The sequence below is a fragment of the Delftia tsuruhatensis NBRC 16741 genome (genome assembly GCF_001571325.1).
GTDB classification, from domain to species: Bacteria; Pseudomonadota; Gammaproteobacteria; order Burkholderiales; family Burkholderiaceae_C; genus Comamonas; species Comamonas tsuruhatensis.
In genome coordinates this window covers 41,696-68,620 of record NZ_BCTO01000004.1, presented here as the reverse complement: position 1 = coordinate 68,620, position 26,925 = coordinate 41,696, and the positions used below count along the sequence as shown (strand labels likewise).

Genomic DNA, 26,925 nt, shown 5'->3' with positions numbered 1-26,925 from the left:
TCTACAGTGGGTGTCAGAGGTGGCGACCCTGCCGCCTGTCCACGAACCCACAACGGAACTGACACGCCATGCGCCACACCCTTGCCTCCCTGGGCCGTCGCCTTGCCATTGCCTCTGCGGCGCTGACCGTCGCCTTCTTCGCCACCCTGGCCCACGCGGCCAAGACCGAGCTGCTGGTCTACAGCGCGCTGGAGGCCGACCAGATCAAGGCCTACAAGAGCGGCTTCGAGAAGGCCCATCCCGAGATCGAGCTCAAGTTCGTGCGCGACAGCACGGGCATCATCACGGCCCGCCTGCTGGCCGAAAAGGCCAATCCCCAGGCCGACGTGATCTGGGGCGTGGCCGCCACCTCGCTGATGCTGCTGGACAAGCAGGGCATGCTGCAGCCCTATGCGCCCAAGGGCCTGGACAAGGTGCGAGCCAACATGCGCGATCCGCGCGCCCAGCCGACCTGGGTGGGCATGGACCTGTGGTCCTCGGCCATCTGCTTCAACACCGTGGAGGCCGGCAAGCGCAAGCTGCCGGTGCCCGCCAGCTGGGCCGACCTGGTCAGGCCCGAGTTCAAGGGCACGATCACCATGCCCCACCCGGCCTCCAGCGGCACGGGCTACCTGATGGTCGCGGCCTGGCTGCAGATCATGGGCGAGGACAAGGGCTGGGCCTACATGGACGGCCTGCACCAGAACATGGGCGTGTACACGCACAGCGGCTCCAAGCCCTGCCGCCAGGCAGGGGCCGGCGAGTTTCCCGTGGGCCTGAGCTTCGAATACCGAGCCAGCAAGACCAAGAAGGACGGTGCGCCCATCGACATCGTTTTCCCCCGGGAAGGCCTGGGCTGGGATGTGGAGGCCACGGCCATCCTCAAGACCAGCAAGAAGCAGGAAGCCGCCAAGGCCCTGGCCGACTGGGCCGTCACGCCCGAGGCCAACAAGCTCTACGCCGCCAACTTCGCCGTGCTGGCCTTGCCCGAGGCGCAGGAAAAGCTGGAGTTCATTCCTGCCGACCTCGAAAAGCGGCTGGCGAAGAACGACTTCGATTGGGCCGCGGCCAACCGCGAGCGCATCCTGGCCGAGTGGAGCCGCCGCTACGAAGCCAAGGCAGAGAAAAAGTAAGCCGGAGCCACGCCATGCTGCGCATAGACCATATCGCCAAGCGCTACCGCGAGCAGCAGGTGCTGCGCGGCATTGACCTGAACGTGGAGGCGGGCGAGTTCGTCAGCCTGCTCGGCCCTTCGGGCTGCGGCAAGACCACGCTGCTGCGCATCGTCTGCGGCATCGACATGCCTGACGAGGGCAGGGTGCTGTTCCAGGGCGATGACATCACGCGCTGGCCGGCCGCGCGCCGTGGCTTCGGCGTGGTGTTCCAGAGCTATGCGCTGTTTCCCAACCTGACGGCCGCGCAGAACGTGGCCTTCGGGCTGAACGGGCAGCCTGCGGCGCAGGCGCGCGAGCGCGTGGCCGAGATGTTGTCCCTGGTGGGTCTGGGCGCGCAGGCCCAGCGCTACCCGGCCCAGCTGTCGGGCGGCCAGCAGCAGCGCGTGGCACTGGCCCGCGCGCTGGCGCCCCGGCCGCGCCTGCTGCTGCTCGACGAGCCGCTGTCCGCGCTCGATGCCCAGGTGCGCACCGAGCTGCGCAGCGAGATCCGCCAGCTGCAGCGCCAGCTGGGCATCGCCTCCATCATGGTCACGCACGACCAGGAAGAGGCCTTGTCCATGGCCGACCGCGTGGTGCTCATGCACCAGGGCCGCATCGAGCAGCAGGGTTCGCCCGAGCAGCTCTATGCCCAGCCCGTGAGCCAGTTCGCGGCCGGTTTCGTGGGCCGCATGAACCTGCTGCCGGCCACGGCCGAGGGGGCGGACCAGGTGCGCATCGGCGAAGCCAGCCTGCGCTGTGCGCTGGCCGGCTTCGAGCGTGGCGACGCGCTGCTGGTCGGCGTGCGTCCGGAAAGCGTGGTGCTGCACCCGGCCCAGCCCACGGCGTTGCCCAACCTGTTGCGCGCCCGCGTGGTGGAGACCTCCTTCCTCGGATCGATGGCCCTGGTGCGCCTGTACAGCCCCACGCTGCAATGCCAGGTTGACGCCCAGTGGCCCCTGCGCCACGACGTGGGCCTGCCCGACTGGCTGCAGGGCGAGGTGCTGATGGAGTTGCCCGCCGCTGCGCTGCAGCCGTTGGCGGCGCCCGACGCGAGGAAGGCCGCATGAGCGCGCATCCCATGGACACGGCCGTTTCCGTGCCGGTGCCGTTGCCGGTGGACCGCTCCGCTTGCGCACGCCGCAGCGCGCCTGCAGGACCCGTGCGTCCGCAGGGGCGCAGCGCAGGCTGGGAGCGCTGGTGGCTGGGCGCCCTGGTGCTGGGCGCACTGGCCTGGCTGCTGGCCACCATCGCCCTGCCGGTGGCCAGCCTGCTGGGCAGGAGTTTCTGGGACGACACGGGCCGCTTCACGGGCCTGGCCCAGTTCATCACCTATGCGCGCATGCCGGGCGTGGCGCAATCGCTGTTCAACAGCCTGTGGCTGTCGGCCGGGAGCAGCACGGTCTGCGTGCTGCTGGCCTATGTCTATGCCTATGGCGTGGTGCGCAGCTGCATGCCGCTGGCGCGCTGGTTCCGCGCGCTGGCCCTGGTGCCGCTGCTGGCGCCCTCGCTGCTCATGGCCATCAGCCTGATCTACCTGTTCGGCAGCCAGGGCCTGCTCAAGGGCTGGCTGCAGGGGGGCTCGGCCTACGGGCCCTTCGGCATCATCGTGGGCTCGGTGCTCTGGACCTTTCCGCATGCGCTGATGATTCTGTGCACCACGCTGGCCTCGGGCGATGCGCGCCTGTACGAGGCGGCCGCCACGCTGGGCGCCAGCCGCTGGCGCAGCTTCCGCCAGGTCACGCTGCCGGCCAGCCGCTACGGGCTGATGATTTCGTGGATCGTGGTTTTCGTGCTCGTGGTGACCGACTTCGGCGTGCCCAAGGTCATTGGCGGCAACACGGCCATGCTGGCCACCGACATCTACAAGCAGGTCATCGGCCAGCAAAACCTGTCCATGGGTGCGGTGGTGGCCATGCTGCTGCTGGTGCCGGCCGGCCTGGCCTTTGCGGCCGAGCGCCATTTGCGTGCGCGCCAGGCGGCCACCATGGGCGTGCGCTCCGTGCCGCTGGTGCCCCAGCCCCATGCGCCGCTGGACCGCGCGCTGTTCGCCTACTGCGCGCTGGTGGCGCTGGCGCTGCTGGCCGTCATGGGCACGGCCGTGCTGGCCTCCCTGGTCAGCTACTGGCCGTACAACCTCACGCTGACATTCAAGAACTACCGCTTCGACATGATGGACGGCGGCGGCTGGGCCAGCTATGGCAACTCGCTGTCCATGGCGCTGGCCACGGCCGTGCTGGGCGCGGTGCTGAGCTTTGTGACCGCCTACCTGGTGGCCAAGCCCGTGCGCTGGGCGCGCACGCGCCAGTGGCTGCATGCCGTGGCCACGCTGCCCATGGCCGTGCCGGGGCTGGCGCTGGGCCTGGGCTACATCCTGTTCTTCAATGCCCAGGGCAATCCGCTGCACTTCCTGTACGGCAGCATGGCCATCCTGGTGCTGTGTTCGGTGGCGCATTTCTTCTCGGTGGCGCACATCACGCAACTGGCCGCGCTGCAGCAGCTCGATGCCGAGTACGAGCGCGTGGCCGATTCCATGGGTGTGGCCTTCTGGACGCTGCTGTGGCGCGTGCACCTGCCGGTATGCCTGCCCGTGGTCATGCAGGTGGCCGGCTATTTCTTCGTCAACGCCATGACCACGGTGTCGGCCGTGGTGTTCCTGTACTCGCCCGAGACCACGCTGGCCTCGGTGGCCGTGCTGGCCATGGACGACGCGGGCGACACCGCGCCGGCCGCCGCCATGGCCACGCTGATCTTTGCCACGGCCGCTGCGGGCCGGCTGCTGATCGCTGCGCTGGATGCCTGGGTGCAGCGGCGCACGCAGCGCTGGCGCCAGCGCTGACTTTTTTCCTTTCCCTCTCCTCTGTTTTCTCCCATGAAGAACTACGACCTGATCGTGGTGGGGGCCGGCATTGTCGGCCTGGCCCACGCCTATGCGGCTGCGCGCCGTGGCCGCAGCGTGCTCGTCATCGAGCGCGACGCGGCCTGCATCTCCGCCTCCATCCGCAATTTCGGCTTTGTCACTGTCACGGGGCAGCAGGCGGGCGCCCACTGGCAGCGGGCCATGCGTTCGCGCGATACCTGGGCCGAGATCGCGCCGCAGGCCGGCATCGAGGTCGTGCACCGCGGCCTGTGGCTGACGGCGCGCCGGGCCAGCGCCGAGGCCGTGCTCCACGCCTTTCTGAGCACCTCCATGGGCGAGCGCTGCGAGCTGCTCACGCCGGCCCAGGCCGCCGAACGCCACCCGGCACTGCGCACCGAAGACCTCAGCGCCGTGCTCTACAGCCCGCATGAGCTGCGCGTGGAGTCGCGCACAGCCATTGCCAGGTTGGCGCAGTGGCTGGAGCGGGCCATGGGCGTGGATTTCCGCTTCGGCGAGGCCGTGCTCGAGGTGGCGGCACCCCGGGTGCGCAGCGCCCGCGCCACCTACCACGGCGAACGCGTGGTGGTCTGCAACAACGCCGACCCGGGCGGCCTGTTCGCCGGCCTGTGGACGCCGCACCGCATCCAGCTGTGCCAGCTGCAGATGCTGCGCGTGCGGCCGCAGCCGAGCTTGCAGCTCAAGGGCTCGGTCATGGGGGACCTGAGCATGGTCAGATACGAGGGCTACAGCGCCCTGCCCGAAGCCGCCGCGCTGCGCGCCGAACTGGAGCGGGAGGAGGGCGAGAGCCTGGCCCACGGCATCCACCTGATCGCCGTGCAAAGCGCCGACGGCAGCCTGGTGGTGGGCGACTCCCACCACTACGGCGCAGCGCCCCAGCCCTTTGCCAGCGAAGCCGTGGACCGGCTGATGCTGCGCCACATGAACGAGGCCCTGCACCTGCGCGATGCCCAGGTGGTGGAGCGCTGGGTGGGCGTCTACCCGAGTGCGCAGGACGCGCCCTGCGTGGTGCATGCGCCCGACGAGGCCACGCGCGTGGTCGCTGTGACGGGTGGGTCCGGCGCCAGCACGGCGTTCGGTCTGGCCGAGGAGGTCTGGAGCGCGTGGTGAGCGGCAGCCGGCCTACTTACTGGCCGAACATCACCCACAGCAGCGCCAGCACCATGATCGTGGCCAGCACGGCCAGCGTGATCTTGAGGGCGCTGTAGGGGCGCTCGCCCGCGATCTGGCCCGTGTAGCCGTTGGCGATGATCTGGAAGGTCCTGCTGCCGTAGGTGTAGCCCACCAGCCAGACCGGCACGAGGATGTGCTTGAAGGTGCGGCCCTGGTACTCGCGCTGCATCTGCAGGTTGCGGTAGGTGTCGCCGGGCACCTGGCGCGCGCACAGGGCGCGCAGCTGCTCGTCCATGTCCTGCACGTTGACCTGCGCGGCCTTGCCCAGGTCGATCTGGTAGCGCTCCACCGTCCAGCCGCGCACGAACTCGGGCGTGTAGGGCTTGAGGTCGGTGGTGGTGGGGAAGGGCTCCACCTGGCGCAGCAGGTTGGCGTGCACGCCCACGGTGCCGGGCACCAGCTCGTCGTCGAAGAAATGGGCGAGGCTGCCCGAGGCCGGCTCCCAGCGCACATGGCGCACCTGGCGCGTCTGCACGTTGCCGTTGCTGTCGCGGTAGGACTCGGTGGTGTAGTAGTAGAAGCCCGCCTCGGCCTGCCAGTCGGCGCTGGCGTGGGCGTCGAAGGTCCAGTACGGCAGGTACACGCCGTGCAGCGTGTCGGTCAGCGCGGCGGACTTCAGGCGGTTGGGCGCGAACCAGCGGCTGCCGTACCACTGGCGTATGCGGTCGCGGATCTGGCCGTCGCTGATCTTGAAGGGCAGGATGCTCTGCGGCGTGATGGCATCGCCCTGGCCCTCGTGGGCCACGATGGAGGGCGAGCCGCAGAAGTCGCAGCGCTGGGCCACGGTGCGGTTCACGAAGACCGAGATCGCGCGGCAGTTCTGGCACTGGACCTCGTAGCGGTCCTCCGTGCCCCAGCCCCGGCCGGACTTTGGGTTGCGCAGCGCCTCGGCCAGGTCCTGCTCGACCACATCGCGGCCCAGTTCCTCGCGCGTTTCCTCGCTCCAGGGCACCGTGGTGCCGCAGTACGGGCACTTGAGCGCCTGGGCCTGGGCATTCCATTCGAGGTTGGCGCCGCATTCGGGGCAGGGGTGCTTGCGCACCATGGCCGGCGCGGCGGCAGCGGCCTCCCAGGAACCGGAGGCGGGGGAAGTCGAGGTGCTGGAGGAACTGGAGGAGGGCGCGCTCACGGCATCGGTCCTGGAAAACGGGACGCGGCGCCAGGCAGGGCCTGGCGCCGCAAAGGGTCAAACCACGGAAATGTCAGCCGCGCAGGAAGTCATCGAGTGCGGCTTGCGCAATGCGCCACTGGCTGCCGATCTGGCGCGCCTTGAGGTTGCCGGCCTGGATCTCGGCCAGCACATCGGCCTCGCTGACACCCAGCACCTGGGCCGCCTGTGCCGGAGTCAGCACCTGCAGGCCACCGGCGGCGGGTGCTGCCGGCGCCTGGGCGGCCTGGGCGGCGGCAGGCGAGAACGGGTCGGAGGCCTGGCCGGCCGGTGCGCCACCGGCGCCGCCGCCGTTTTGCATGCTCTTCATCATCTCCTGCGCCATGCCGAAGCCCATGGCCATGGTGGCGGGCAGGGTGGCTGCGGCAGCGCCTTCGCCGCCCGTGGTCATGGCCTGGCCCATCTGGTACTTGACGTAGTCGTTGAGGTTGCCGATGGCCGTCATGCTGGAGCGCTTGTCGATGGCCTGCTCCACCTCGGGCGGCACGGACACGTTCTCCAGCACGAAGCTGGTGATCTCCAGGCCGTACTTGTCCGTCATGGCCGGGTTGATCAGCGGCAGCAGCGCATCGCCCAGCTCGCCATAGCGCTGGGCCACGTCCAGCACGGGCACCCGGGCCTTGGCCAGCGACTCGGTGAACACGCTGATGATGCGCGAGCGCATGGTGTCGGCGAACTCGTCGATGCGGAAGTTCTGGTCCGTGCCGGCCACTTCCTTGAGGAACTTGGCCGGCTCGACGATGCGGAAGTCATAGGTGCCGAAGGCGCGCAGGCGCACGGCGCCGAAGTCCTGGTCGCGCACCATCACGGGGTTGGAGGTGCCCCACTTGTTGCCCGTGAACAGCCGCGTGTTGATGAAGTAGACATCGCACTTGAACGGCGAGTTGAAGCCGTACTTCCAGCCCTGGATGGTGGACAGGATGGGAATGTTCTGCGTGGTCAGCGTGTGCTTGCCGGGGCTGAACAGGTCGGCGTACTGGCCGGCCGAGACGAACTGCACCTGCTGCGACTCGCGCACGATGAGCTGGGCGCCGTTCTTGATTTCCTTGTCGTCGTCGGGCCAGCGGTAGGAGAGCGTGTCGCGCGAGTCATCGGTCCACTCGATGATCTCTATCAGTTGCTTGGTGATGATGTTCATCAGGTTCATGGCAGGCTCCGAAACGGTGGTGGTCCACGACAAAAAAGGTCAATGGGCCATTCTAGGCGGCGTGCATGGCGGCGGGGAGAACGGCCACCGGCCGCTGCCCCGGTGAATTGTCAAAAAATGATCCGGATGCGTCGTGCAAGGCGGGCTTTCGGGTCTTCGCGCGCCACGGCCTTTGCCGGCATGTGTCGCCTGCTCCGTTTTTTGATGCAGATCGCCCTGTGGAGCGTCTGCCGTGGGGCCGCAGGCCCGCGCCACGGCGCAGGGCCGGGCGGCGCCTTAAAATCGTCGTTTGCGCGGCGCGAGCCGCCTCTCATTCACCGGCGCGGCCCCGGCCTGCGTGCGACGCCTGAAACAAGTCATGCTCACTTTCCAACAAATCATCCTCAAGCTGCAGTCCTACTGGGCCGACCAGGGCTGCGCGCTGCTCCAGCCCTATGACATGGAAGTGGGCGCGGGCACCTCGCATACCGCCACCTTCCTGCGCGCCCTGGGCCCCGAGCCCTGGAAGGCCGCCTACGTGCAGCCCAGCCGCCGCCCCAAGGACGGCCGCTACGGCGACAACCCCAACCGCCTGCAGCACTACTACCAGTTCCAGGTCGTGCTCAAGCCCGCGCCCGACAACATCCTGGAGCTGTACCTGGGCTCGCTCGAGGCCCTGGGCTTCGATCTCAAGAAGAACGACATCCGCTTTGTCGAGGACGACTGGGAAAACCCCACGCTGGGCGCCTGGGGCCTGGGCTGGGAAGTCTGGCTCAACGGCATGGAGGTGACCCAGTTCACCTACTTCCAGCAGGTCGGCGGCATCGACTGCAAGCCCGCCACCGGCGAGATCACCTATGGCCTGGAGCGCCTGGCCATGTACCTGCAGGGCGTGGACAACGTCTACAACCTGACCTGGACCGACGGCCTGAGCTACGGCGACGTCTACCACCAGAACGAGGTGGAGCAGTCCACCTACAACTTCGAGCACTCGGACGCCGACTTCCTGTTCACCGCCTTCAGCGCCCACGAAAAGCAGGCCAACCACCTGATCGGCGAACAGCTGGCGCTGCCGGCCTACGAGCAGGTGCTCAAGGCCGCCCACACCTTCAACCTGCTCGATGCGCGCGGCGCCATCAGCGTGACGGAGCGTGCCGCCTACATCGGCCGCATCCGCAACCTGGCCCGCGCCGTGGCCAAGGCCTATATGGACAGCCGTGCGCGCCTGGGCTTCCCCATGGCGCCCAAGGCCCATGCCGACGAAGTGCTGGCCGAGCTGGCCAAGGCCGCCGAACAACAGGGCAAGAAGGCCGCCTGAGGCGGACACCGCTGCACCGAGAGAACACCAGACCATGAACGCATCGAATCTTCTTGTTGAACTGTTTGTCGAAGAGCTGCCCCCGAAGGCGCTGCAAAAGCTGGGCGACGCCTTTGCCGGCGTGCTGTTCGAGCAGCTCAAGGCCCAGGGCCTGCTGGCCTCCAGCGAAGCGCGCCTGACGGCCTATGCCTCGCCGCGCCGCCTGGCCGCCCACATCACCGAAGTCCTGCCCCAGGCCGAGGACAAGGCCGTGTCGCAAAAGCTCATGCCCGTCTCCGTGGGCCTGGACGCCGACGGCAAGCCCACGCCCGCACTGATCAAGAAGCTGGCCGCCCTGGGCGCCGGCGAAGAAGCCGTTGCCAGCCTGACCCGCCAGGGCGAAGGCAAGGCCGAGGCCCTGTTCCACGCCTCCACCGTGCGCGGCGTGATGCTGGCCGACGGCGTGCAAAAGGCGCTGGACGAAGCCATTGCCCGGCTGCCCATCCCCAAGGTCATGCGCTACCAGCTGGCCGACGGCTGGAGCAGCGTCCATTTCGTGCGCCCGGCCCACGGCCTGGTGGTGCTGCACGGCACCGAGGTGCTGATCGGCGTCAAGGCCCTGGGCCTGACGGCCGGCACGGCCACGCATGGCCACCGCTTCGAGGCGGCGGTCGATCCCGTGGTCATCCGCTCCGCCGATGACTACGCCGCGCAGCTGCGCGAGGAAGGCGCCGTCATCGCCAGCTTCGCCGAGCGCCGTGCCGAGATCGCGCGCCAGCTGCAGGCCGCTGCCGAGCGCGTGGGCGGCGGTGTCCGTCCCATCGAGGACGAGGCCCTGCTGGACGAAGTCACGGCCCTGGTCGAGCGCCCCAATGTGCTGGTCTGCGAGTTCGAGAAGGAATTCCTCGACGTGCCGCAGGAATGCCTGATCCTCACCATGAAGGCCAACCAGAAGTACTTCCCGCTGCTTGACGCCGCCGGCCGGCTGACCCACCAGTTCCTGGTGGTCAGCAACATCAGCCCCCAGGATGCCAGCGCCGTCATCGGCGGCAACGAACGCGTGGTGCGCCCGCGTCTGGCCGACGCCAAGTTCTTCTTCGACCAGGACCGCAAGAAGACCCTGGCCTCGCGCGTGGACGGGCTGGGCAAGGTGGTCTACCACAACAAGCTCGGCACCCAGGGCGAGCGCGTGGAGCGCGTGCGCTCCATCGCCAAGAGCATTGCCCGCCAGCTGGGCGACACGGGCCTGGCCCAGCAGGCCGACCTGGCCGCGCAACTGGCCAAGACCGACCTCGTGACCGACATGGTGGGCGAGTTTCCCGAACTGCAGGGCACCATGGGCCGCTACTACGCGCTCAACGACGGCCTGGACGTGGCCGTGGCCGATGCCATCGAGGACCACTACAAGCCCCGCTTTGCGGGCGACGAACTGCCGCGCGGCAACGCCGGCGTGGTCGTGGCCCTGGCCGACAAGCTGGAAACCCTGGTCGGCATGTTCGGCATCGGCAACCTGCCCACGGGCGACCGCGACCCCTTCGCGCTGCGCCGCCACGCCCTGGGCGTGATCCGCATGCTGGTCGAGAAGGACCTGGCGCTGGACCTGGAAACCCTGCTGGTCAGCGTGCTGCCCGCCTTCGGCGACAAGATCGAGGACGCCACGCCCCAACTGGCCGATTTCATCTACGACCGCCTGGCCGGCAACCTGCGCGAGCAGGGTTTCTCGGCCCAGGAAGTGGACTCCGTGCTGGCCCTGCGCCCGCAGCGCCTGTCCGACGTGCAAAAGCGCCTGGAGGCCGTGCGCGCCTTCGGCGAGCTGCCCGAGGCACCGGCCCTGGCCGCCGCCAACAAGCGCGTGGGCAACATCCTCAAGAAGGCCGACCAGGCCGTGCAGGCCCAGGTCGACGCGGCCGTGCTGGCCGAGGTGGCCGAGAAGGACCTGTACGCAGCCCTGCAATCGGTGGCGCCCAAGGCGCAGCAGCAGTTTGCTGCCGGCGACTACACGGCCAGCCTGCAGACCCTGGCCGCGCTGCGCGCCCCGGTCGATGCCTTCTTCGAGCATGTGATGGTCAACGCCGAAGACCCGGCGCTCAAGGCCAACCGCCTGGGCCTGCTGGCCACGTTGCACGAAGCCATGAACCGCGTGGCGGACCTTTCGCGACTGGCGTGAATGGAGCACCCCCTGAGGCGCTTCGCGCCTTCCCCCCGTGGCACGGCGCCTCTCTACTTGCTTCGCAAGGGAGGGGGACGGCACCCTCGGTGCGGGGCGGCGCGGCCGGCCTAGGCCCTTCCTCGGTGTCCCTCGTCTTGGGACGCGCGCAATTGAGTTCTGACATTCTTGGGACCCGACCATGAAAATTGCGATCCTGGACCGTGACGGAACCCTCAACCAGATCGGTGAAGAGGGGTTCATCGGCTCGGCCGAGGCCTGGAAGGCCCAGCGCGGTGCGCTGGAAGCCGTGGCGCGCCTGAACCGGGCGGGCTGGCATGTGGTGGTCGCCACCAACCAGCCAGGCCTGGGCCGGGGCCTGTTCGACGTGACCGAGCTCAATGCCGTGCACGCGCGCATGCATCGCGAAATGGCGGCGGCAGGCGCGCGCGTCGATGCGGTTTTCTACTGCCCCCATGCCCCGGACGAGGAATGCCATTGCCGCAAGCCCGGCACGGCGCTGTTCGAGCAGATTGCCGAGCGCTTCGGCGTCGAGGGGCAGCAGCTGTGGGTCATAGGTTCCTGCGTGGCCCACCTGCAGGCCGGAGCGGCCATGGGCGCACGCCTGCACCTGGTCTGCACGGGCGCCAGCGCCGGAGTGTCTCTGGACGGCGAACTTCCGCCCGGATTGCCTGCCGGCACCCGGCGCCATGCCAGCCTGGCCGCGCTGGCCGATGCGCTGGTTCCGGCAGATGCCGCACCGGCTCCCTGAACGCCTGAACGGCGCTTTGTCCATGCGCCGCCGGCCTGCTGTCCTGCGCACAATGCTATCTTTGTGAATTCCGATTCCTGAGGGCGCAAGGCCCGGGCCAGCCGCCCGGCCGCTGCGCCGCTTTCTGCACCACACTGCCGCCATGTCCCTGATCCGCTCCACCCTCCACATGCTCTGGATGGGCATCACCGTGATCCCCTACACCCTGGCCGTGCTGCTCACGCGCTGGCTGGGCGGCGGGCCGCGCCGCGTCTATGCCGTGGCGCGCGCCTGGCTCAAGCTGTCGGTGGACAGCGCCCGCGTGATCATGGGCGTGCGCCACCGCGTGCAGGGCATGGAGAACCTGCCCACCGATCCCAAGCAGGGCGTGGTGCTGCTGGTCAAGCACCAATCCACCTACGAGACCTTCCTCATGCCGGCGATCATGCCGCGCCCGCTGGCCTATGTGTTCAAGAAGGAACTGCTCATGGTGCCCTTCTTCGGCTGGTCCATCGGCAGCATGGACATGATCCATATCGACCGCAAGCACGGCTCGCGCGCATTCCACAAGGTCGTGGAGCAGGGCCGGCGCCTGCTGGCCCAGGGCACCTGGGTCATCATGTTCCCCGAAGGCACGCGCATCCCGCGCGGCGAACGCGGCGAGTACAAGACCGGCGCCACGCGCCTGGCCATCATGACCGGCGTGCCCGTGGTGCCCATTGCCGTCACCTCGGCCAAGTGCTGGCCGCGCAAGGCCTTCATCAAGACCCCGGGCGTGGTCGATGTCTCCATCGGCAAGCCCATCCCTTCCGTGGGCCGCAAGCACGAGGAGCTGATGGTGGAAGTCGAAAACTGGATCGAATCCGAGATGCAGCGCCTCGACCCCGAGGCCTACCGCGCCTGAGGCAGGAGTCGGCATGGCGGACACGGCACAGCGTTCCTGGGACTGGTTGGTGCCGCCCGCCGTGGAAAGAAAGGACGGCGGGCTGAGGCCGCGCCGTGAGCGATCCGCTCAACCCGAAGCGCCGCAGGCTTTGCCTGCACCTGCACCTGCACCCACCCCGCCCGCCGGCTCCGTGCACAGTTCCTTCGTTCATCCGCAAGCCAACCAGCAGGCGGTTCTCCAGGGGCAGGTGCTGCACTTTCGGTTGCAGCGGTCGCGCCGGCGCACCATAGGCTTCACCATCGGCGCGCAGGGGCTGGTGGTCAGCGCGCCCGCATGGGTGAGCATGACGGCCATCGGGCAGGCACTGGATGCGAAGTCGGGCTGGATACTGCGCAAGCTCCAGGAGGCCGGGCAGCGCCAGCGGGCCCAGCAGTCGGCACGCATCCGGTGGGAGCACGGCGGCGAGATCGACTATCTGGGGCGTCCCCTGGCACTGCTTCTCACCGGTGGCGAAGCCCAGCCGCTGCGCACCCGCCAGGTCCACCGCGAACAGGCGGCCGACGGCAGCCAGTCCCTGCACCTGCCCCTGGCGCCAGACGCATCAGTTGCCGAGGTGCGTGCCTGCGTGCAGGCCTGGATGCTGCGCGAGGCCCGCTCCTGGTTCACGGCCAGCCTGCAGCGCCATGCGCCGCTGCTGGGCGTGCAATGGACCAGCCTGCGCCTGACCAGCGCGCGCACGCGCTGGGGCAGCGCCAACACCGCAGGGGCCATCCGCCTGAACTGGCGGCTCATGCAGCACACGCCCGAGGTCATCGACTACGTAGTCGTGCACGAGCTGTCCCACCTGCGCCACATGGACCACAGCCCGCGCTTCTGGGCCACGGTGGCCAGCGTGATGCCGGGCTGGGAGGCGCAGCGCCAGGTGCTGCGCGACAGGCTGCTGCCGCCCTGGGAATAGGCGACTCGGGCACCGGCGAGGCGGCGCCGGTCGGGCTGGACGGTTATTCTTGTCGGGCTGGACGGTTATTCTTGCCGGGCACACAACCGCGTCCTATCAAGAAAGCCCATCCATGTCCGCAAACGCTCCCGTTCCCGCAGCCATTCCCCTGACCGTCCAGCCCGCACAGGGCTATGCCGGCGACATTCCTCCCGAACTTGCTTGGCAATGGCTGCAATCCGGCGAAGCCGCGCTGGTGGACGTGCGCACCGATGCCGAGCGCGAGTGGGTGGGCCGCGTACCCGGCGCCGTGGCCGTGGCCTGGAAGCAGTGGCCGTCCATGGCCATGAACCCCGATTTCGACAGCCAGCTGCGCGCCGCCGTGCCTGAGGGCGGCAAGGTGGTCCTGCTGTGCCGCAGCGGCGTGCGCTCGGTGGCCGCTGCCCAGCGCGCAGCGCAACTGGGCATCGAGGCCTACAACATCCTCGAAGGCTTCGAGGGCGATGTGGACGCCAACGGCCAGCGCGGCCATGTCGGCGGCTGGCGCCTGCGCGGCCTGCCCTGGCGCCAGTAAGCCGGCGCCGACCTGGCGTCGCTCAGCGCTGCGGCTGCGCGAACCCCAGCGCCGCCGCCCGGGCGGCCACCATGTCCACCAGGGCCTGGGCCGGTCCTGACAGCGTGGCCTGCGAGCGCATGGCCAGCAGCAGCCGGCGCCGGGTGTTGAGCGCCCCCAGCGGGCGCAGCCGCAGTGCCCGCGCGGCCAGGTGCGGCGCGGTGGCCGCGCGCGGCAGGATGGCCAGGCCCAGGCCCACCGAGACCATGTGGCACATGGCATCGAAGCTGCGCACCTGGATGCGGATCCGCACGGGCCGGTTGATGGATTCGGCCTCGGCCGCAATGCGCTGCATCAGCGAGGTGGAGCGGGCCAGGCTCACGAAGTCGTGGTCCAGCACGGTGGCCAGGGGCACGGGGGAGTCGTCGTCCGTGTCCAGCGCATGGCCGCGCGGCATGACCAGCACCAGCTCGTCCACATCGCAGACCTGGGTGCTCAGCCCTTCCAGGGGCGTGTTCTCCCCGATGATGGCCAGCTCGGCCACGCCGCTGAGCACGGCGCGCACGGACTCCTCGCTCAGCGCGTCTTCCAGGTCCACCGAGACACCCGGGTGGGCCGCCATGAAGTCGGCCAGCAGCCGGGGCAGAAAGCCTGCGAACGCCGAGTTGTTGGCCCACAGGCGCAACTGGCCCGTGGCGCCGCTGCGAAAGTCGTCCATGGCCAGGGCCAGATGTTCAAGCCGGGCCACCACGTCCACGGCATGGTGGTACATGCTCTGGCCGGCGGGCGTGGGCGTGACGCCGCGCTTGCTGCGCACCAGCAGGGTCACGCCGCAGTGCTGCTCCAGCTCGGCCACGCGCTTGCTGGCGGCTGCCAGTGACAGCCCCAGCGTGCGCGAGCCCGCCGTCAGGCTGCCGGCATCGACCACGGCCACATACAGGCGCAGCGTCAGCAGATCGAATCGGTGCAGGTTGATCATTCGCATCCTCCACCAGAGACGAAGGATGGATCAACGAGATACGGCTGTTCGACCGCGAGCAGGCCCGCAAGAATGCGCCGGTACAAAGAGAACATGGAGACAAGCATGAATCGACGCATTGTGCTGCAGGCCGCCGGCCTGGCAGCGGCCGCCCTGCTGGGCGCAGGAACCGTCCAGGCCCAGGCCTTTCCAGCCAAGTCCATCACCCTCGTGGTCCCCAATCCGCCCGGCGGCGTGGTGGACACGGCGGCACGCCTGGCGTCCGATCCGATGTCGCGCCTGCTGGGGCAGTCGGTCGTGGTGGACAACCGGGGCGGGGCCAGCGGCAACATTGCCTACCAGATGGTGGCCAGGGCACCCAAGGACGGCTACACGCTGCTGGCTTCGTATTCGGCCTACCACGTGGGCAATCCGGCGCTGTTTCCCAAGCTGCCCTGGGCCCAGTCCGAGCTGGTGCCCGTGGGACTGATCGTGGCCGCCACCAATGTGATCGCCGTCCATCCTTCGGTGCCGGCGAACAGTCTGCAGGAATTCATTGCCTACCTGCGCAAGAACCCGGGCAAGGTCAACTATGCGTCGCAGGGCAATGGCTCGCTGTCGCACGTGGGCACGGCCGTGTTCGCCCAGGTGACCCAGACCCAGATCACGCATGTGCCCTACAAGGGGTCCGGCCCGGCCATCCAGGACGTGCTGGGCGGCCAGGTGCAGATGTTCATCACCACGCCGCCTTCGGTGCTGGGCCATGTGCAGACGGGCAAGCTCAGGGCCCTGGCCGTGACCAGCAAGACGCGCCATCCCATGCTGCCCGATGTGCCCACCACCGCAGAAGCGGGCCTGCCGGGCTTCGAGCTGGAGGCCTGGGTCGGCCTGTTCGCGCCTGCGGGCACGCCGCCCGACGCCATCGCCAGGCTGTCGGACGCGCTCAAGACCTCCCTGGAGTCGCCTGACGTGCAAAAGCGCGCGGCCCTGCAGGGCGTGGAGCCGCGATTCCTCGGCCCGCAGGCGCTGGCCGCCCTGGTCCAGCGCGAGACGGACCACTGGGGCAAGGTCATCAAGGCCAACCACATCACGATGGATTGACATGACAGCCAAAAACCATTTCCGTATCGGGCAGATCGTGCCCAGCTCCAACACCACGATGGAGACCGAGATCCCCGCCATCCTGCGGGCCCGCGAGGCCCTGGCGCCCGAGCGTTTCACCTTTCACTCCAGCCGCATGCGCATGAAGCATGTGACCAAGGAGGAGCTGGCTGCCATGGACGGCGACAGCGACCGCTGCGCGCTGGAACTGTCGGATGCGCGTGTCGATGTGCTCGGCTATGCCTGCCTGGTGGCCATCATGAGCATGGGGCGCGGCTACCACCGTGTCTCCGAGACGCGCCTGCACCAGCGCACCGTGGACAACGGCGGCCCCGCGCCTGTGGTCACCAGCGCCGGCGCCCTGGTCGATGGCCTGCACGCCATCGGCGCGAAGAAGGTGGCGCTGCTGGCGCCCTACATGAAGCCGCTGACGCAGCTGGTCATCGACTACATAGAGAACGAAGGCATCGAAGTGGTGGACAGCATCTCGCTGGAGATTGCCGACAACCTGCAGGTGGGCGCCCAGGATGCGCGCGCACCCATCGAGATCACGCGGCGCCTGAACACGGCCAATGCCGACGCGGTCATCGCCTCGGCCTGCGTGCAGATGCCCTCGCTGGCCTCGGTGCAGCCCATCGAGGACCGCGTGGGCCTGCCGGTACTGTCTTCCTCGGTGGCCACGACGTTCATGATGCTCAAGCGCCTGGGCTTGCCGACAGCCGTTCCGGGGTTCGGTGCGCTGTTGAGCGGTAAATACTGAATCTTTCATTGAGAAAGGCCGCTATTGCGGCCTTTCTCGGAGCGGGGTAGGTCTAATTCGCGGCATCCAGAACTGGCATGAGCCAGGTCAGAGACACCGAGCAAGGGCCGCCCCGCCGCGAGGGTGTCGTCCCCCTCAGGGGGAAGCGGCGACGCCGCTCAGGGGGGCTTAGATTGCCGGAATGCGCAGCTTCTGGCCGGGGTAGATCTTGTCGGGGTGGCTCAGCATGGGCTTGTTGGCCTCGAAGATCACCGGGTACTTGTTGGCATCGCCATAGAACTTCTTTGCAATGGCCGACAGCGTGTCGCCGCGCACCACGTCGTGGTACTGGGCTTCGGGCTCGGGGTTGGTCACCGTCATCTGGTTGTCCACGGACTGCACGCTGGAGACGTTGCCGCAGCACAGCGTCACCTTTTCCTTGGCCGCCTGGGTAGGTGCCGTGCCCAGCACCGTGACCTTGCCCTGCGAGCCGTCGAACTGCACCTTCACGTCACTGACGCCCAGGTTCTGCGTGCCGATATAGGTCTCGATGGCCTTGGCCGCCTTGGCATTCAGGTCTTGCGCAGGCTCGGCTGCCTGTGCGGCGCTGCCGCCGAACAGCTTTTCGCCGGCTTCCTTGATGAAACTGAAAAGTCCCATGGGTGACTCCTGTTGGTGGGTGGAAAAACGGAAAGGCCAATGTAACGCCTAACAGTGGCAGCGCGCGCTGCCGGGCAGGAGCGCTCCCGGATTTTTGACATTTGCGCCATTCTTGCGTTCACGTCCTCACTCAGTTGTCGTCCATGGCTGACGCTATCCTCCGGAAAACTCCGATAATCCCGCCCATGACTTTTTTGGCCATAGACATCGGCAACACCCGCTTGAAATGGGCGATGTACGACGCGCATCGGCCTGGCGCTGCCCTGCTGGCGCACGGCGCCGAGTTCCTTGAGCACATCGAGCACCTGGCCGAAGGGCCGTGGAGCGACCTGCCCACGCCCACGCGCATGCTGGGCTGCGTGGTGGCTGGCGACACGGCGCGACGGCGCGTGCACGACCAGATCGACATGATGCTGGGCTGGGATTTCGAGCCGCAGTGGGCCGTGCCCAGCGCAGCCGAGGCCGGCGTCACCAATGGCTACGATTTTCCGTCGCGCCTGGGTGCGGACCGCTGGGTGGCCATGATCGGTGCGCGCCAGCACATCCTGCAGCGCGGCCCCGAGCGGCCCCTGATCGTGGTCATGGTCGGCACGGCCGTCACCGTGGACGCGCTGGACCAGCATGGCCACTTCATGGGCGGGCTGATTCTTCCGGGCCACGGCATCATGCTGCGCGCCCTGGAAAGCGGCACGGCCGGCCTGCATGTGCCCACGGGCGCGGTCACGCCATTTCCCACCAACACCAGCGACGCCCTGACCAGCGGCGGCACCTACGCCATCGCCGGTGCCGTGGAGCGCATGTACCAGCATCTCTACATGCACTGCAGCATGGAGCCTGCCTGCGTCATGGCCGGCGGCGCCGGCTGGAAGATGGTGCCCAGCATGACGCGGCCTTTCGAACTGGTGGACAACCTCATCTTCGAGGGGCTGCTGGTCATGGCCCAGCGCCGTTGGGGCGATGCCAGCGGCCTGCCCGCGGAGGCGGTGAAGGCGGCTTGAAGCCGCCTTGAACCACCTGACAACGCCTGAAACCGCCTGAGGCCACTTTTCATCGTGCAGCGCAGCATCGCGCCGCACGATTGCGCGCGTAACAGTTGATGACGGGAAGGCGGCGCCCCTGGGTGTCGCATGCTATGCCTTTGGCGGGGGATGCGGCGACAGTGGATAATCCGCGGCAATGTCTTCCACCAATCACCTCATGGAACCGATTGCCGCTGTCGAAGCCCCGATCAAGGGGCGGCTGGGCGAACGCCTCCTTTCCGCCGGCAAGCTGAACGAGCGCGATCTGCAAAACGCCCTGCAGGCGCAGCAGGAGTTGGGCGGCTACCTGGGCCAGGTGCTGGTACAGCTGGGTGTGGTGGCGGAAACCGACGTGGCCCAGGCGCTGGCCGAGCAGCTGCAGATGCGCTGGCTGCGTGCGGAAGAGTTTCCCGACCTGCTGCCCGACGTGCCTGGCCTGCTGGCCAGTTTTCTGGATGCGCAGTGCGTCTGCCCCATTTCGCTGCAGGACGGCGTGCTCGAAGTGGCCATGTCCGTGCCGCAGGACCCCTTCATCACCAAGGCGCTGCGCCTGGCCACGGGGCTGCAGATCAAGCCCGTGCTGGCGCTGGAGGCCGACATCCGCAAGGCACTGTCCGAAGCAGGCCAGGAACCCGAAGGGGAAGAAGGCCAGGACTGGGAATCGGACGCCACGGGTGGCGACTTCGTCGAACATCTGAAGGACCTGGCCAGCGAGGCGCCTGTCATCCGCCTGGTCACAGGCATCATTTCCCGCGCCATCGAGCTGCACGCCTCCGACATCCACCTCGAGCCCTTTGAAGCCGGCCTGCAGGTGCGCTACCGCATGGACGGCGTGATCCACGCGGCCGAACTCGTGCCGCCGCGCCTGAGCGCCGCCGTCGGCTCGCGCGTCAAGCTGCTGGCCCATCTGGACATTGCCGAGCGCCGCCTGCCGCAGGACGGCCGCATCAAGACCCGCGCCAAGGGCCGCGAACTGGACCTGCGCGTCTCCACCGCGCCCACGGTGCATGGCGAGAGCATCGTCATGCGGGTGCTGGACCGCGCCAGCGTGAGGCTGCGCCTGGAAAGCATGGGCTTCGAGGCGGACACGCTCGAGAAATTCAACACGCTGCTGGCCAAGCCGCACGGCATTGTGCTGGTCACGGGCCCCACGGGCTCTGGCAAGACCACCACGCTGTATGCAGCCCTGTCCAAGATCGACGCGGTTTCCAACAAGATCATCACCGTCGAGGACCCGGTCGAATACCAGCTCGACGGCATCAACCAGATCCAGGTCCATCCCCAGATCGACCTGACCTTCGCCAACGCCCTGCGCTCCATCCTGCGCCAGGACCCGGACATCATCATGATCGGCGAAATGCGTGACGGAGAAACCGCGCAGATCGCCGTGCAGTCCGCCCTGACAGGTCACCTGGTGCTGTCCACGCTGCACACCAACACCGCCGCAGGCGCAGTCACCCGCATGCGCGACATGGGGGTGGAGAGCTACCTGATCACCTCCTCGGTCAACGGCGTGCTGGCCCAGCGGCTGGTGCGCACGCTGTGCTCGCGCTGCAAGCAGCCCGACACACTGCCGACGGCCGCCATCGAGGGCAGCGGCCTCAAGCGCTTTCTGCGCGAGGGCTCGCCCATCTACCGCGCCGTCGGCTGCGAGCACTGCCGCGGCACGGGCTACAAGGGACGTACCGGCATCCACGAACTCATGGTCATCGACGAGCCGCTGCGCCGCGCCATCATCGAAGGCCAGGATGCCAACGCCCTGCATGCCATGGCCGCCAAGAGCGGCATGCTGAGCCTCTATGACGACGGCCTGCGCAAGGTGGCTTCGGGCGTCACCACGCTGGACGAAGTGCTGCGCGTGACCCAGGACCAGAGCGATGCCTGATTACAGCTGGGAGGCCGTGGACAGCCGCGGTCAGATGGTCAAGGGCACTTTTTCCGCTGCGGCCGTGGCCGAGGTGGTGGTGCACCTGCGCAAGAGCCGCCTGTCGCCCATCAAGGTCGAGGAAGCCGCAAGCCTGGGCAATGTGCCGCTGGCGGCGCGTGCGCTCAAGAAAGGCCGCATCAAGGCCGACGACATCCAGGGCATGACCACCGAACTGGCCATCATGATGCGTGCCGGCCTGTCGCTGGACAATGCGCTCAAGGTCCTGGTGGAGATGAGCCACAAGGTGCAGATGCAGGCCATGCTCCAGTCCGTGCTCGACAGCGTCAAGGCCGGCATGCCGCTGAGCCAGGCGCTGGGCAAGCACCATGACCTGTTCGGCGACTTCTATATCAACATGGTGCGCTCGGGCGAGGCCAGCGGCCAGATGTCGGGCGTGCTCAACCGGCTGGTGGAACACATGGCGCGCCAGCGTGCCCTGCGCGACAGCGTGGTCTCGGCCACCATCTATCCGGCCATCCTGCTGGGCGTGGCCGTGCTGTCCCTGGTGGCCATGCTGGGCTTCGTGGTCCCGCAGTTCGAGCAGCTCTTCAACGACATGGGCGACGCGCTGCCCTTTCCCACGCAGTTCGTGATGGGGCTGGGCCATGCGTTTCGCAGCTACGGCTGGGCGGTGTTCATCGTGCTGGGCGCGCTGGGCTGGGCCTTTTCCCGCTGGGCCAAGAGCCCCAAGGGCCGCCAGACTTGGCAATCGTGGCTGCTGGGCCTGCCGGGCCTGGGGGGCGTGGTGCGCAAGTACCAGCTCACCTTGTTCAGCCGATCGCTGGGCACGCTGCTGGGCAACGGCGTCACGTTGCTGACAGCACTGCGCATTGCCAGCGACACGGTCTCCAACGTCGCCATCCGCGAGCGCCTGGAAAAAATGGGTCCCATGGTCAAGGAAGGCCATCGCATGGCCCATGCTGCCCAGAAAACCGGAGAATTCGAGCCCCTGGCCCTGAATCTGGTGCGGGTGGGCGAGGAAACCGGCCGCCTGGGCGACATGATGCTGGAGCTGTCCAACATATTGAACCGCGAGGTCGAAAACGCGATCAAACGCCTCCTGACCATGCTGGAGCCGGCGCTGATCCTGGTCCTCGGTATCCTTATCGCCTCCATCATCGTGTCGATCCTGCTCGGAATCCTGTCCGTCAACGATCTGGCCGTCTGATGAATCTGAATTGTCTGAAAGGTATGTAGAAGATGATGCGCATGCAAAAGCAACTGTCCTCCCGCGCCCGCAAGCGTGGCTTCACGCTGATCGAACTGCTGGTCGTGCTGGCCATCCTGACCCTGCTGGCCGGCCTGGTCGGCCCCAAGGTGCTGAACCAGTTAGGCGGAGCCAAGACCAAGACGGCCGGCGTGCAGATTGCCGACATCGAAAAGGCGCTGGAGCTGTACAAGCTCGACGTGGGCCGCTATCCCACCTCGCAGCAGGGCCTGGACGCGCTGGTCAAGCAGCCCGCTGGCGTCGCCGGCTGGGCAGGCCCTTACCTGAAGGGTGGCGTGCCGAATGATCCCTGGAACAATCCTTACCGCTACACCTACCCGGCTGCCAATGGCGACCTCGAAATCCTCTCGCTGGGTTCCGACGGCACACCCGGTGGCGAGGGCGAGGCCTCCGATATCCGCAACACCAAGTAAGTTGCTGGTCTGACGCCGTAGTGCAACGCTGCCTCCGTGCCGGGAATATGTCTTGAAGCGCTCCCATGGTTTCACGCTGATCGAGTTGCTGGTGGTCTTCGGCATCCTTGCCGCGATCATCGGCATCGTGCCGCCCGCCATGGGCAAGCTGCGGGATGCCGTCGCCTACCGCCAGACGGTGCAGGACGTCACGGCCCTGCTGCGCAAGGCGCGGCAGCAGGCGACGCTGCAGGGCATGCCCGTGGCGTTTGCCTTCAACACGGTGAGCCAGCAATACGGTATTGCCGGGCAGGCATCTGCGAAAGTACCCGAGGGCCTGAAGGTGCAGCTCGTCACGGCGGCCGGCGCCGCACTTGCCGACGGCAGTCAGACCATTGTTTTCCTGCCCGAGGGAGGCGCGACGGGCGGCAGCATCTCGTTGATACGAGGTGAAAGCGGTGGTGGCGTGCGCTTGCGGGTGGACTGGCTGTCCGGTCAGGTCACCAAAGAAACCCTGTGATGTCGCAACGCTCTGGCTCCCGCGCGGCGGTGCGGGGTATGACCCTGCTGGAACTGCTGGTCGCCCTGACCATCATGGCCATATCGGTCGCTTTGATCTATCGCGCCGTTGGCGGTTCTGCGCGTGGCGTGGCCAAGCTGGAGCAGACCCAGGGCGTGGCCATGTTGGCCGAATCGCTGATGGACGCTTTCCCCATGGTCGATCCTGGCGGAAACCAAGCCTCCGGGCAGGATGGCGCCTATGCCTGGCAGATTATTTCAGCCCCATTTTCGGCAGGTGATTTGCCGGAAACGGCGGCTCCTTTGCACGCCTTGCGCATCACCATACTCTCTGAGGGGCGCAGCTGGGTGTTCGAGACACTTCGTCCCCAGCGGCCGCTGCAACCTGGCGAGGTGACAAGGTGATGAGGATGTTTAGGGCACCTCGCGCCCGCGCGCAAGGTTTTACGCTGGTAGAGCTTCTCGTGGCCATGGTGCTGCTGTCCATGCTCACCCTGGGGTTGGCCTCGGTCATGTCAACAGTCTCGCAGACGCAGGAACGTGTGGATGCCCGGCTTGACCGCATGGACCATCAGCGGGTGTCGATCGGGTTCTTGCGCTCTGTGCTGGGGCAGATTTCCGCTGCCCAGAGGCAGACCGGTATGCGAAAGCAGGGAGAGAGCGAGTATTTCTTTGAAGGCGGACCCAAGGGAATGCAGTGGCTGGGAATCATGCCGGCCCGGTTTGGCATGGGTGGGCGAACCCATTTCCAGTTGGCCTTGGACGGTGACGCTTTGGTGCTGCGCTTCGCTCCCTGGAAGGGGGTGGACGTCGCTCCTGACTGGGGGCAGGGCCAATCCTATGTCCTGGAGCGGGCCGTCACGGCCTTCGTGCTGAGCTACCAGAACGCGAAATCGGGCGTTGCGCAATGGCAGCCGCAGTGGGTTGATGACAAGGAGCTGCCTTCTGCGGTCCAGATTCAGCTGCAATCGGCCGGTGGTGTCTGGCCGTTGATGGCGATTGCCTTCTACACCCCTCCTGCCACCAACCGAAGCTCTGGTAGCGGCGGCGCCGTATTCGGTGGGAGCCGCCGATGAGCCGGCAGTACGCAGGCGGGATGAAGAGACACCAGGGCATGGCGTTGGTGCTTGTACTTTGGATCGTTGCAGCACTTTCCATTTTTGCCACCAGTTTGGGCAAGGTGGTCCGCCAGGAGGCCTCGGTGGTTGGTGTTACCCGCGACATGGCTGCTGGACGAGCCCGGGGAGAAGCAGCCATCTATCAGGTTTTGCAACAGATTGCACTCAAGCCCCAGGAATTCAGCGAACGTAGGGTGGAGCAGGTTCCATGGGGGGGGCAGATAATAGAGGTCGAAATTCTGCCCTGGAGCGGTCTGGTCAATATCAATGCGGCTTCGCCGGAATTGCTGGGATCACTGTTCACACGCATGGGCTTGGGGCAGGGCGCGGCGCTTGCGCAGGCCTTGGTCGAGTTCCGTCAGGCAGGAAAAGGGGTGGTCAATAGCGTGGCGTGGGAGGCGCCCGAAGATCTGCTGCAGATTCCCGGGGTGACCTATGGCATCTACGCACAGATTCGACCCTTCATCGTGGCGGATACCGATGGGCGCACTGGCATCAACCCCAAGGCGGCACCCGCTGCTCTTTTGGCCGCGCTGGATGGCACCGGCGGCGCAGCCTTTCAGGAGAGTCTTTCCAGTCCCCGCTATCGTCTGACCGCACGGGTGGTGTTCGATGGTGGATCGGTCATGGTGGTGCGGGACGCGGATGTCATCGGCGGTGGCAGTCGGGGCTCGTTGCCCTGGACGTTGCTTTCGGCCACGCAGTCCTGGGTGGGTCGTATATAGCGAGGCTTTGGGCATTTCCTTGGGGTAGGCGCTGCCAGGTGCCTGTTTCAATGGTGCTGCAGGAGCAAGAAGGAAGAAAGAATTGAAAGCAATTTTGTTCAACGGATGCGGCGTTTTATGGGACTGATGACATCCGATGCCAAGCTGTTTGGGCTGGATCTGCGCGAACTGACTGCGGAGCTGCACGATGCGTTCCACAAGCTGGTGCGCCTACCCTGGCTGCGCAGAGCCATGCCCGTTACCCTTGTGAAGGTGGCTGGCGATGCAACAACCATCGCTGGCGCCAGAGCCCAGGGTATGCACATCGAATGGACCGATTTGTCCAGCGATATGCTCGAACGCGTCACTCATACCGCAGTGCTGCTGGATTCCGAGCAGGTGTTGCAGCGTTCCCTGACGCTGCCTCCGATGGCACCTGCAGCCCTGCGCAGTGCCATTGAACTCGACGTGCAGACCATGACGCCATTTGCGCCCCAGGACACGCTTTGGTCGTATGTCCAGCGTCCTCTGGCGAAAGCACAGGGTCGGCAGCGGGTCGAGGTGGTGATCGCATCGCGAAACCAGGTGGAGCAGGTGCTGCGCCTTCAGTCGGCAAGGTTGCCTGGAGATGGCCATCCCGAAGTCTGGGCTCCTGCCGGCGCGGAGCTGGTTGTCTTGCCGGGCTTTGGCGAGCCTGCGCGCCTGCGCAACGAAGCCAAGCGACGCAACTGGATCTTGATGGGCCTGGGCATCGTGCTGGCATTGGGCGGGGCATTGGCTGTTACTCCATCACTGCAACTGAGGATGAGGGCCATCGATGCCAGTCAGCAGTTGGCCGCATTGACGAAGACATCGGCCGAGGTCATGGCCCAGCGCCAGGCGTTGGTCGAAGGTGGGGAGAATCTTGGCAAGCTGCAGGAGCGACTGCAGCAGCAACTGAACCATCTGCAGGTGCTGGCCGTGTTGACCAAGGTGCTGCCCGATGATTCAGCGGCCCAGCGCGTAGTGCTCCGAGGAACCAAGTTGACGGTCCAAGGCCTGACCAGCAACGCATCCAATGTCGTGGCCTTGCTGGCCAAGACTCCCGGGTTCCTGGATGTGCGTCTGCCCACGGCGGTGACGCGTGCACCAGGATCGGGCAAGGAGAATTTTGTGCTTGAAGCCAATATTGATCCCAATGTGCTGGGCCTGCTGGCCAAGGCTGCAGAGGAAAAACCGTCTGTTGAGGGCGATGCGGATCCCAAGGAGGCGCAATGACCGCCGGTTCGCAGAAACTCACGCCTCGCCAGTGGTTGCTGCTGGGAGGAATCGGCTTGATTCTGATTTTGCCGCTTGCCGCCTTGGGCTCCTGGGTTTACTCCAAGCATGTATGGGCCCAGGAGCAAGTGGAGACCCTGGAGCCCCGCTACGCAAGACTTGCCGGTATTCAGGAGCAGGCGCAGGAAATCCAGGAGGCGCTGGAGCAGATAGAGACCGTGAAGGCGCTGCACATCTATCCAGCTGAGCAAGACAGCACGCAAACGGGCAATGCGGTGCAGCAGCGACTGCGGGCGCTTCTCGACAAGGCGGGCCTTTCTGTGGTGAGCAGCCAGGTACGGCCCTCCTCGGAGTCGGAAGACCAGGGCCAGAGTCTGGGTCCGTATGAGCGCATAGCAGTTTCCATGACGGCGGAAGGTGGATGGCCTGCAATCCAGCTGGCCTTGCTGTCCCTGCGGGACGTCTCCCCCACCGTGTGGCTGGATGACTTGCAGCTCAATCTGCTGGGCAATCTTGAAAGCAACAATCCCAAGGTGGCGCCAAAGCTCAGCGCGCAATTCACTTTCAGCATTCTGCGGAGCAAGCCGTGAACCAGCGCATTCTTTGGACCACGGGACTGGCTCTGCCTGCGGCGTTGCTGGGGGGAGCGCTGGCCTGGGCATGGCTGACGCCTGAGTTGCAACTGAAAAACATTGCGTGGATACCGCCGCAGCCCCTTAAGGCGGACATCAAGGCGCTCGTTCCTCCTGCAAACGTACCTGAAGACCAGAGCAAGCGCGACGAGCAGCAATTGCTGGAAATGCAGGAGCGGCCGCTCTTCGCCATCAGCCGCAAACCACCACCACCTCCGCCACCGCCAGCTCCAGAGAAAAAAGCGCAACAAGAAGCGCCTGATATCTGGCAACAGGCCCGCGTCACTGGAATTTTTGAAGGGCAGGTCAGCGGAATCATTTTCTCGCTGGACGGCAAGGAACGGCGTTTGCTGCTCAACCAGAATTTTGCTGGCTGGAAGTTGCAAAGCCTGCAGGGCCGCAATGTCGTTCTGGAAAGCAACGGACAGACGCGCACGTTGCAACTGGTGAAGGCTGCTGTGGACAAAGGACCTAACATCCCTGCCGGCATGAGGATGCCACCCGTGCTGCGGGTCCCCGTTCAGGCGCAGGAGCCTGAGGGCGCCTCCGATACCTCAGCCAAGCCCGAGGAGCCGCAAGCCGTCTTTGGTGGAACCAGTGTGCCCGCCAAGAAATGAGAAAGACTG

The 26,925-nt window shown here is 66.8% G+C and carries 27 protein-coding genes; 23 read left to right on the top strand and 4 right to left on the bottom strand.

Going from position 1 to position 26,925, the window contains the following annotated elements:
- The first annotated feature begins 68 nt into the window (after positions 1-68).
- Genes DTS01S_RS00590 through DTS01S_RS00575 form a run of 4 tightly spaced genes read left to right on the top strand, consistent with a single transcriptional unit; the run spans position 69 to position 5,118 of the window.
- Positions 69-1,112, top strand: a complete 1,044-nt coding sequence (locus DTS01S_RS00590; protein WP_061287145.1) for a putative 2-aminoethylphosphonate ABC transporter substrate-binding protein — start codon at positions 69-71, stop codon at positions 1,110-1,112.
- Positions 1,113-1,126: 14 nt separating this feature from the next.
- On the top strand, positions 1,127-2,200 hold the full coding sequence (locus DTS01S_RS00585) for an ABC transporter ATP-binding protein (RefSeq protein WP_016446482.1): 1,074 nt from the start codon (positions 1,127-1,129) through the stop codon (positions 2,198-2,200).
- Positions 2,197-3,969 carry a putative 2-aminoethylphosphonate ABC transporter permease subunit gene (locus tag DTS01S_RS00580; protein ID WP_017405959.1) on the top strand — a complete coding sequence of 591 codons (1,773 nt, stop codon included), beginning with the start codon at positions 2,197-2,199 and terminating at the stop codon, positions 3,967-3,969. The genes DTS01S_RS00585 and DTS01S_RS00580 overlap by 4 nt, the downstream gene beginning before the upstream one ends.
- A gap of 33 nt (positions 3,970-4,002) precedes the next feature.
- Positions 4,003-5,118 carry a TIGR03364 family FAD-dependent oxidoreductase gene (locus DTS01S_RS00575; protein WP_061287144.1) on the top strand — a complete coding sequence of 372 codons (1,116 nt, stop codon included), beginning with the start codon at positions 4,003-4,005 and terminating at the stop codon, positions 5,116-5,118.
- Positions 5,119-5,134: 16 nt separating this feature from the next.
- Here DTS01S_RS00575 and DTS01S_RS00570 read toward each other — a convergent pair whose 3' ends face one another.
- Both DTS01S_RS00570 and DTS01S_RS00565 read right to left on the bottom strand, forming a co-directional pair.
- A complete protein-coding gene (locus DTS01S_RS00570) occupies positions 5,135-6,310 on the bottom strand; it encodes a zinc ribbon domain-containing protein (RefSeq protein ID WP_034365104.1) in 1,176 nt (391 codons plus the stop codon).
- A gap of 73 nt (positions 6,311-6,383) precedes the next feature.
- Entirely contained in the window at positions 6,384-7,496 is a 1,113-nt protein-coding gene (locus DTS01S_RS00565) for an SPFH and helix-turn-helix domain-containing protein (protein ID WP_016446478.1), read from the bottom strand.
- A 358-nt stretch (positions 7,497-7,854) separates the two neighbouring features.
- Between DTS01S_RS00565 and glyQ the strand changes: the two genes are divergently transcribed.
- From glyQ to DTS01S_RS00535, 6 genes are all read left to right on the top strand, one after another.
- Positions 7,855-8,793 carry a glycine--tRNA ligase subunit alpha gene (gene glyQ / locus DTS01S_RS00560; RefSeq protein WP_016446477.1) on the top strand — a complete coding sequence of 313 codons (939 nt, stop codon included), beginning with the start codon at positions 7,855-7,857 and terminating at the stop codon, positions 8,791-8,793.
- 34 nt (positions 8,794-8,827) lie between these two features.
- Entirely contained in the window at positions 8,828-10,939 is a 2,112-nt protein-coding gene (gene glyS, locus DTS01S_RS00555) for a glycine--tRNA ligase subunit beta (RefSeq protein ID WP_047473163.1), read from the top strand.
- 181 nt (positions 10,940-11,120) lie between these two features.
- Positions 11,121-11,690 (top strand): D-glycero-alpha-D-manno-heptose-1,7-bisphosphate 7-phosphatase, encoded by a 570-nt coding sequence (locus DTS01S_RS00550; RefSeq protein WP_016446475.1) that lies wholly within the window; start codon positions 11,121-11,123, stop codon positions 11,688-11,690.
- Positions 11,691-11,832: 142 nt separating this feature from the next.
- A complete protein-coding gene (locus DTS01S_RS00545; RefSeq protein ID WP_016446474.1) occupies positions 11,833-12,573 on the top strand; it encodes a lysophospholipid acyltransferase family protein in 741 nt (246 codons plus the stop codon).
- A 13-nt stretch (positions 12,574-12,586) separates the two neighbouring features.
- Positions 12,587-13,513, top strand: coding sequence for a M48 family metallopeptidase (locus DTS01S_RS00540; protein WP_061287143.1), 927 nt, complete (start codon positions 12,587-12,589; stop codon positions 13,511-13,513).
- 112 nt (positions 13,514-13,625) lie between these two features.
- Positions 13,626-14,066 (top strand): rhodanese-like domain-containing protein, encoded by a 441-nt coding sequence (locus DTS01S_RS00535; protein WP_017405953.1) that lies wholly within the window; start codon positions 13,626-13,628, stop codon positions 14,064-14,066.
- A gap of 22 nt (positions 14,067-14,088) precedes the next feature.
- On the opposite strand, the gene DTS01S_RS00530 is transcribed toward DTS01S_RS00535, so the two are convergent.
- On the bottom strand, positions 14,089-15,024 hold the full coding sequence (locus DTS01S_RS00530) for a LysR family transcriptional regulator (RefSeq protein WP_061287142.1): 936 nt from the start codon (positions 15,022-15,024) through the stop codon (positions 14,089-14,091).
- 105 nt (positions 15,025-15,129) lie between these two features.
- Between DTS01S_RS00530 and DTS01S_RS00525 the strand changes: the two genes are divergently transcribed.
- Entirely contained in the window at positions 15,130-16,104 is a 975-nt protein-coding gene (locus DTS01S_RS00525) for a Bug family tripartite tricarboxylate transporter substrate binding protein (protein WP_016446471.1), read from the top strand.
- A gap of 1 nt (position 16,105) precedes the next feature.
- Positions 16,106-16,864: a maleate cis-trans isomerase family protein gene (locus DTS01S_RS00520; protein WP_016451831.1), complete on the top strand. Its 759-nt coding sequence runs from the start codon at positions 16,106-16,108 to the stop codon at positions 16,862-16,864.
- 168 nt (positions 16,865-17,032) lie between these two features.
- Here DTS01S_RS00520 and lysM read toward each other — a convergent pair whose 3' ends face one another.
- On the bottom strand, positions 17,033-17,503 hold the full coding sequence (gene lysM / locus DTS01S_RS00515; protein ID WP_016446469.1) for a peptidoglycan-binding protein LysM: 471 nt from the start codon (positions 17,501-17,503) through the stop codon (positions 17,033-17,035).
- Between the two features lie 185 nt (positions 17,504-17,688).
- Here lysM and DTS01S_RS00510 point away from each other — a divergent pair, with 185 nt between their 5' ends.
- The 11 genes from DTS01S_RS00510 (at position 17,689) to DTS01S_RS30260 (ending at position 26,916) form a co-directional block, all read left to right on the top strand.
- Positions 17,689-18,501, top strand: a complete 813-nt coding sequence (locus DTS01S_RS00510; RefSeq protein WP_016446468.1) for a type III pantothenate kinase — start codon at positions 17,689-17,691, stop codon at positions 18,499-18,501.
- Between the two features lie 199 nt (positions 18,502-18,700).
- Positions 18,701-20,407, top strand: a complete 1,707-nt coding sequence (gspE, locus tag DTS01S_RS00505) for a type II secretion system ATPase GspE (protein WP_016446467.1) — start codon at positions 18,701-18,703, stop codon at positions 20,405-20,407.
- The gene (locus tag DTS01S_RS00500; RefSeq protein WP_061287141.1) at positions 20,400-21,617 is read left to right on the top strand and encodes a type II secretion system F family protein; all 1,218 of its coding nucleotides are present in this window, start codon (positions 20,400-20,402) and stop codon (positions 21,615-21,617) included. The genes gspE and DTS01S_RS00500 overlap by 8 nt, the downstream gene beginning before the upstream one ends.
- 32 nt (positions 21,618-21,649) lie before the next feature.
- Positions 21,650-22,090 carry a type II secretion system major pseudopilin GspG gene (gene gspG / locus DTS01S_RS00495; protein WP_017405949.1) on the top strand — a complete coding sequence of 147 codons (441 nt, stop codon included), beginning with the start codon at positions 21,650-21,652 and terminating at the stop codon, positions 22,088-22,090.
- A 52-nt stretch (positions 22,091-22,142) separates the two neighbouring features.
- Complete coding sequence (locus DTS01S_RS00490; RefSeq protein ID WP_061287140.1) at positions 22,143-22,589, top strand: GspH/FimT family pseudopilin; 447 nt, start codon at positions 22,143-22,145, stop codon at positions 22,587-22,589.
- Entirely contained in the window at positions 22,589-22,993 is a 405-nt protein-coding gene (locus DTS01S_RS00485; protein ID WP_061287139.1) for a type II secretion system protein, read from the top strand. The genes DTS01S_RS00490 and DTS01S_RS00485 overlap by 1 nt, the downstream gene beginning before the upstream one ends.
- Positions 22,993-23,664, top strand: a complete 672-nt coding sequence (locus DTS01S_RS00480; RefSeq protein WP_061287138.1) for a prepilin-type N-terminal cleavage/methylation domain-containing protein — start codon at positions 22,993-22,995, stop codon at positions 23,662-23,664. Before DTS01S_RS00485 ends, DTS01S_RS00480 begins: the two co-directional genes overlap by 1 nt.
- 38 nt (positions 23,665-23,702) lie before the next feature.
- The gene (locus tag DTS01S_RS00475; RefSeq protein WP_225614091.1) at positions 23,703-24,431 is read left to right on the top strand and encodes a helix-hairpin-helix domain-containing protein; all 729 of its coding nucleotides are present in this window, start codon (positions 23,703-23,705) and stop codon (positions 24,429-24,431) included.
- Between the two features lie 126 nt (positions 24,432-24,557).
- Positions 24,558-25,667 (top strand): PilN domain-containing protein, encoded by a 1,110-nt coding sequence (locus DTS01S_RS00470; protein ID WP_139223826.1) that lies wholly within the window; start codon positions 24,558-24,560, stop codon positions 25,665-25,667.
- The gene (gene gspM, locus DTS01S_RS00465; protein WP_061287135.1) at positions 25,664-26,257 is read left to right on the top strand and encodes a type II secretion system protein GspM; all 594 of its coding nucleotides are present in this window, start codon (positions 25,664-25,666) and stop codon (positions 26,255-26,257) included. Before DTS01S_RS00470 ends, gspM begins: the two co-directional genes overlap by 4 nt.
- Entirely contained in the window at positions 26,254-26,916 is a 663-nt protein-coding gene (locus DTS01S_RS30260; RefSeq protein WP_139223825.1) for a hypothetical protein, read from the top strand. The genes gspM and DTS01S_RS30260 overlap by 4 nt, the downstream gene beginning before the upstream one ends.
- Positions 26,917-26,925: the final 9 nt, after the last annotated feature.

Coding starts and splice junctions, on each gene's coding strand:
- DTS01S_RS00480 (WP_061287138.1), top strand. CDS start 22,993: ATGAGGATGTTTAGGGCACCTCGCGCCCGCGCGCAAGGTTTTACGCTG.
- DTS01S_RS00530 (WP_061287142.1), bottom strand. CDS start 15,024: ATGATCAACCTGCACCGATTCGATCTGCTGACGCTGCGCCTGTATGTG.
- DTS01S_RS00485 (WP_061287139.1), top strand. CDS start 22,589: ATGTCGCAACGCTCTGGCTCCCGCGCGGCGGTGCGGGGTATGACCCTG.
- DTS01S_RS00535 (WP_017405953.1), top strand. CDS start 13,626: ATGTCCGCAAACGCTCCCGTTCCCGCAGCCATTCCCCTGACCGTCCAG.
- gspE (WP_016446467.1), top strand. CDS start 18,701: ATGGAACCGATTGCCGCTGTCGAAGCCCCGATCAAGGGGCGGCTGGGC.
- DTS01S_RS00565 (WP_016446478.1), bottom strand. CDS start 7,496: ATGAACCTGATGAACATCATCACCAAGCAACTGATAGAGATCATCGAG.
- glyQ (WP_016446477.1), top strand. CDS start 7,855: ATGCTCACTTTCCAACAAATCATCCTCAAGCTGCAGTCCTACTGGGCC.
- glyS (WP_047473163.1), top strand. CDS start 8,828: ATGAACGCATCGAATCTTCTTGTTGAACTGTTTGTCGAAGAGCTGCCC.
- gspM (WP_061287135.1), top strand. CDS start 25,664: ATGACCGCCGGTTCGCAGAAACTCACGCCTCGCCAGTGGTTGCTGCTG.
- DTS01S_RS00520 (WP_016451831.1), top strand. CDS start 16,106: ATGACAGCCAAAAACCATTTCCGTATCGGGCAGATCGTGCCCAGCTCC.
- DTS01S_RS00590 (WP_061287145.1), top strand. CDS start 69: ATGCGCCACACCCTTGCCTCCCTGGGCCGTCGCCTTGCCATTGCCTCT.
- DTS01S_RS00510 (WP_016446468.1), top strand. CDS start 17,689: ATGACTTTTTTGGCCATAGACATCGGCAACACCCGCTTGAAATGGGCG.
- DTS01S_RS00550 (WP_016446475.1), top strand. CDS start 11,121: ATGAAAATTGCGATCCTGGACCGTGACGGAACCCTCAACCAGATCGGT.
- lysM (WP_016446469.1), bottom strand. CDS start 17,503: ATGGGACTTTTCAGTTTCATCAAGGAAGCCGGCGAAAAGCTGTTCGGC.
- DTS01S_RS00540 (WP_061287143.1), top strand. CDS start 12,587: ATGGCGGACACGGCACAGCGTTCCTGGGACTGGTTGGTGCCGCCCGCC.
- DTS01S_RS00575 (WP_061287144.1), top strand. CDS start 4,003: ATGAAGAACTACGACCTGATCGTGGTGGGGGCCGGCATTGTCGGCCTG.
- gspG (WP_017405949.1), top strand. CDS start 21,650: ATGATGCGCATGCAAAAGCAACTGTCCTCCCGCGCCCGCAAGCGTGGC.
- DTS01S_RS00585 (WP_016446482.1), top strand. CDS start 1,127: ATGCTGCGCATAGACCATATCGCCAAGCGCTACCGCGAGCAGCAGGTG.
- DTS01S_RS00500 (WP_061287141.1), top strand. CDS start 20,400: ATGCCTGATTACAGCTGGGAGGCCGTGGACAGCCGCGGTCAGATGGTC.
- DTS01S_RS00470 (WP_139223826.1), top strand. CDS start 24,558: ATGACATCCGATGCCAAGCTGTTTGGGCTGGATCTGCGCGAACTGACT.
- DTS01S_RS00525 (WP_016446471.1), top strand. CDS start 15,130: ATGAATCGACGCATTGTGCTGCAGGCCGCCGGCCTGGCAGCGGCCGCC.
- DTS01S_RS00580 (WP_017405959.1), top strand. CDS start 2,197: ATGAGCGCGCATCCCATGGACACGGCCGTTTCCGTGCCGGTGCCGTTG.
- DTS01S_RS00545 (WP_016446474.1), top strand. CDS start 11,833: ATGTCCCTGATCCGCTCCACCCTCCACATGCTCTGGATGGGCATCACC.
- DTS01S_RS00475 (WP_225614091.1), top strand. CDS start 23,703: ATGGCGTTGGTGCTTGTACTTTGGATCGTTGCAGCACTTTCCATTTTT.